Raw genomic sequence first — 4,282 nt, 5'->3', positions numbered from 1 at the left:
GGATTTCTCATTGAAGGACGTTACAAAACGCGCCTCACCAGCTCAAGACGGTTTCCCTTGACACTGCCCTTCCCGCCCTTCGCCGATCAGGCGGTCACATAGATGCGACCCTAAAAATCCGGCTCCGCCAGTGACCAATACTGCGAAGCCATCAATTAAACTTGTCATCTTCTACCCCAACCGCATCTGAGTGAATATTGCCGTTCTTTGATAGGCACCATCGAGGAAGTTGCGCGGCGCGCATGGCTGACTGAATTTGATCGCCGCTCATCTCAAGAAGCATGCGCCGCCAGAAAAGCAGCACCGCGGAATATCCGCAATCCGCCATTGAACCGCCAACGCACAGCTCAAAATGTGCCGATTGACGATGAAGCGGCAATTGCCGGGTCAATGTGGCTTCGTTCTGAGCGCCAAGTATGGTCGCGCTGGCGCCTTCGGCGACGTTCGCCATCTGATTCTCCAGAGAAACATAAACTCAGAATTTTCGTTCGGCGATGCGTGCTTCTGTCATTCGCGACTGGCGCAAATATTGCGAAAACATATGCATGATTGATTGATGGGTATCTTCAACCACGCCGTAATTATCGCCTTTGACATGGATATTGATGGCGGCGCCGTGCGCCGTGCGCCCGCCTTCGAAGCCGGTCAGGGCGATGGTTTGCACGTCGTTGTCGCGCGCCCAATCTACGGCCCGCACGACATTTTCTGAATCGCCCGAGGAGCTGATGGTGAGCAACACATCTCCGGCGCGCGCCGCGGTGCGAAGCTGATAGACGAAACAATCTTCGAACGCGATATCGTTGGCGATGGCAGTGATCAGTTCGAGATTGGCGCTGAGTGAAATAACGCGCGGCAACAAGCTGGTATCGGTTTGAATGCCTTTGGCGAAATCGCACAACAGGTGATTGGCGATCGCCGCCGAGCCGCCATTGCCGCACACGTACAACCAGGCGCCGCGCTCGAACGCTTGGCCCAACAGATCAGCGGCGGCAGCCAATCTGTCATGGTCGATCGAAGCGCCGGCGCGCGCCAATTGGTCAAGATAATCGTCGCAATAGGCGCCGATGGTGTCGTAGGGCCGCTCGGGAAAACTGGTCATGCGCCGCTGTCAGGTCCGTTGGTTGGGGGGGTACAGGTTTAACCGCTGCTCAGACGTTCGACAAGCCGGAGAGCATTTCCGCAAGTTCACTCAGAGGTCGGTCCACCGTGACGTCAAAGTCGGGGCCGCTGAGGGCCAGCGCATCGGCGCGATCGCCGGTGCCGTAACCGGTCGCGACGAGCCAGCCATGATGCAGCCCGGCATTCGCAGCCGCCGCCAGATCGCTCGCTGCATCACCAACCATCCAGCTCCGCGTGAGATCGAGCGCTAGATCTTCCGCCGCCGCCAGCAACATCCCGGGATTGGGCTTGCGGCAGGCAGCCCCACTTCCTGGTAACGCCGGGCAGGCATAAACCGCGTCGATTCTTCCACCACCCGCGACGATCGCCGCGATCACGGCTTGCTGTACCTCGGCGAAATGTTGCCAATCGTAATAGCCACGGCCGATACCTGACTGGTTGGTCACCAGCACCGTTGGAATATCGTTGGCGCGGGCCCGCGCAGTCAGCGCCACAGCTTCGGCAATGGGCCGCACATCATCCGGCGTACTAAGGTAATCGACCAGGTCGATAAGCGTGCCGTCACGATCCAAAAACAGGGCGGGACGCAATGCAGAACCCCCGTGTGGCGCAAGAATCTCGCGCCACATGCCGCTCGCGTCGACGGGTAATCCGGTTGCGTTCACAGCATCAACCGAAGCGCCGATCAGACGCGAAGCTGTCCGGCAGCGTACGACTCGCGAAACCAATCGTAAGTCGTCTGCAAGCCATCCCGCAAACCAACGCGCGGCGTCCAGCCGAGGGAATTGAGCAAGCGGCTGTCGGCCAATTTTCGCGGTGGGCCGTCCTGGCGGCTGGCATCAAACTTCCAGGCGCCGCGATAGCCGACGATGTCGGCGATCAAGCGGGCGATTTCGATGATCTTTAGCTCTTCACCGGTGCCAACATTAACGTGGCTGGCGCCCGCATAGCGCTTCATCAGAAAGACCAGCGCATCCGCCGCATCTTCGGAATAAAGAAACTCACGATAAGGCTCACCGCTTCCCCAGATATCCACATCGGCCAGGTTCTCTTCGCGCGCTTTATGAATCTTGCCCATCAGGGCCGGGATAACGTGGCTATTTTCGGCATCGAAGTAATCGCCTGGGCCGAACAAATTGGTCGGCATCGCAGAAATGAAATTGCAGCCATGCTGCCGGCGATAGGCTTGACATAAATAGATCCCGGCGATCTTGGCCAGCGCATACCATTGATTAGTGGGCTCTAGGGGACCGGTCATGAGATCGTCCTCGGCCATCGGCTGCGGCGCAAATTTCGGGTAAATGCATGTGGAGCCCAAAAACAGAAGTTTCTCGACGCCGACGCGCCATGCAGCATGAATGATATTGGCCTCGATCATCATATTGTCGTAGAGAAAATCGGCGGGCCGAACATCGTTGGCGTGGATACCGCCAACCCTGGCGGCGGCAACAAAAATCGCTTCCGGCCGCGTTTCGGCGAGCCAATCTTCGACATCGGATTGGCGCCTGAGATCAAGCTGGCTACGGCCGGCAGAGACCAACTCGCAGTGCTCGGACGCCAGGCGCTTGACCAGCGCCGACCCAACCAGCCCACCATGGCCTGCAACCCAAACTCGCTTGCCGTCGAGCGAATAGGGCGCGCCGGAATCAGCCATCTGTATCAGTCATGCCCCGGTCTTTTTTGCTCGGCCACGTTCTTGAGATCACTATCGACCATTTCCGCCACCAATTGCTCAAAACTTGTTTGATGGCGCCAACCGAGCGCATCGAACGCCTTCTTCGAATCGCCTAACAGGCTATGGACCTCGGTGGGGCGAAAATAGCGCGCATCGATTTTCACCAGGAGGTCACCTGTACCGACGTCCAGACCTGTTTCATCGACACCCTCGCCGTGCCATTGCAGCGTGCGGCCAACGCGGGCGAAAGCGAGTTCGACAAATTCGCGCACCGAGTGGTTTTTACCGGTCGCCAGGACGTAATCGTCCGGCTCATCCTGCTGCAGGATTCGCCACATACCATCGACATAGTCGCGCGCATGGCCCCAATCCCGCTTGGCATCGAGATTGCCAAGATAGAGCGTCTCCTGCAGGCCAAGATGGATGGCGGCTACCGCCCGGGTAATTTTGCGCGTAACAAATGTTTCGCCGCGAATCGGGCTTTCATGGTTGAACAGAATTCCGTTAGAGGCGTGAAAGCCATAGGCCTCGCGGTAATTGACGGTAATCCAATAGGCATACAGCTTTGCCGCCGCATAGGGGCTCCGCGGCGCAAATGGGGTGGCTTCGTTTTGCGGCGATTCCGGCGCGTTGCCGTAAAGCTCCGATGTGGAGGCCTGATAAAATCTCGCCTCTTCGCCAAGGCCCAAAATGCGAATGGCCTCGAGCAACCGCAAGGTGCCAAGGGCATCTGAATTAGCGGTATATTCCGGCGTCTCAAAGCTCACCGCCACATGGCTTTGCGCCGCGAGATTATATATTTCGCTGGGCCGGATTTCTTGCAGCAGGCGGATCAGATTGGTGGCGTCGGTCATATCGCCGAAATGCAGGCGAAACCTCGGCTCGCCCAAATGCGGGTCACTGTAGAGATGGTCGACACGCTCTGTGTTGAACGATGAGGAACGCCGCTTGATGCCGTGCACGACATAGCCCTTGCTGAGCAGCAACTCGGCAAGATACGCGCCGTCTTGGCCGGTAACGCCTGTGATCAATGCAATCTTACGGGTCATATCGTTCAATTTCCTCGCCTGGTGCGTGGCAGTCCGCGTTCACGATCAGCCCGCACAACCGGAGCGCGGGTCAAGGCTAAGACAGCTTAAATGCCAGGAAATCCGCGCTCGGTCGAGAGCTTAGATCAACGCCTTTCACAATTGCTACCGCAGCACCGGGTGAACCAATCGGACGCGGCGCCAGTGCGCCCGCAAATCCTGTTCCGTTGTAAAATCTGTTTGATTCGCTATGCTAATATAATAATGTTAATCATATTCACATTGATTTTTGCGCGGTTGACCGGCCGGTAGGGTGGAACATCGGGATTATTGGCGCCCTACGACGCAATTGACGAATCCTGACTCTGGAAATTAAATTAACCCTGTAATAGGTACTGTCAGAGGAACGTGGGCGTGCCAGAAAATTCGAGCCGCCTGTAGTTTCAAGCATCGAGTTGAC

6 protein-coding genes are annotated in these 4,282 nt (G+C 57.3%); all 6 read right to left on the bottom strand.

Annotated features, from left to right (window positions below):
• Positions 1-42: 42 nt before the first annotated feature.
• A complete protein-coding gene (locus O3A94_17105) occupies positions 43-168 on the bottom strand; it encodes an NAD-dependent epimerase/dehydratase family protein (GenBank protein MDA1357967.1) in 126 nt (41 codons plus the stop codon).
• Positions 152-391 carry a hypothetical protein gene (locus tag O3A94_17100; protein ID MDA1357966.1) on the bottom strand — a complete coding sequence of 80 codons (240 nt, stop codon included), beginning with the start codon at positions 389-391 and terminating at the stop codon, positions 152-154. The genes O3A94_17105 and O3A94_17100 overlap by 17 nt, the downstream gene beginning before the upstream one ends.
• 84 nt (positions 392-475) lie before the next feature.
• The gene (locus O3A94_17095) at positions 476-1,099 is read right to left on the bottom strand and encodes an SIS domain-containing protein (protein MDA1357965.1); all 624 of its coding nucleotides are present in this window, start codon (positions 1,097-1,099) and stop codon (positions 476-478) included.
• A 49-nt stretch (positions 1,100-1,148) separates the two neighbouring features.
• The gene (locus O3A94_17090; protein ID MDA1357964.1) at positions 1,149-1,784 is read right to left on the bottom strand and encodes an HAD-IIIA family hydrolase; all 636 of its coding nucleotides are present in this window, start codon (positions 1,782-1,784) and stop codon (positions 1,149-1,151) included.
• A 20-nt stretch (positions 1,785-1,804) separates the two neighbouring features.
• Positions 1,805-2,773 carry a GDP-L-fucose synthase gene (locus tag O3A94_17085; GenBank protein ID MDA1357963.1) on the bottom strand — a complete coding sequence of 323 codons (969 nt, stop codon included), beginning with the start codon at positions 2,771-2,773 and terminating at the stop codon, positions 1,805-1,807.
• Positions 2,774-2,778: 5 nt separating this feature from the next.
• The gene (gmd, locus tag O3A94_17080) at positions 2,779-3,843 is read right to left on the bottom strand and encodes a GDP-mannose 4,6-dehydratase (protein MDA1357962.1); all 1,065 of its coding nucleotides are present in this window, start codon (positions 3,841-3,843) and stop codon (positions 2,779-2,781) included.
• Positions 3,844-4,282 lie beyond the last annotated feature (439 nt).

Source organism: Pseudomonadota bacterium (assembly GCA_027624955.1).
Classification (GTDB): domain Bacteria; phylum Pseudomonadota; class Alphaproteobacteria; order UBA828; family UBA828; genus PTKB01.
This window is presented reverse-complemented; position numbering and strand designations above follow the sequence as displayed.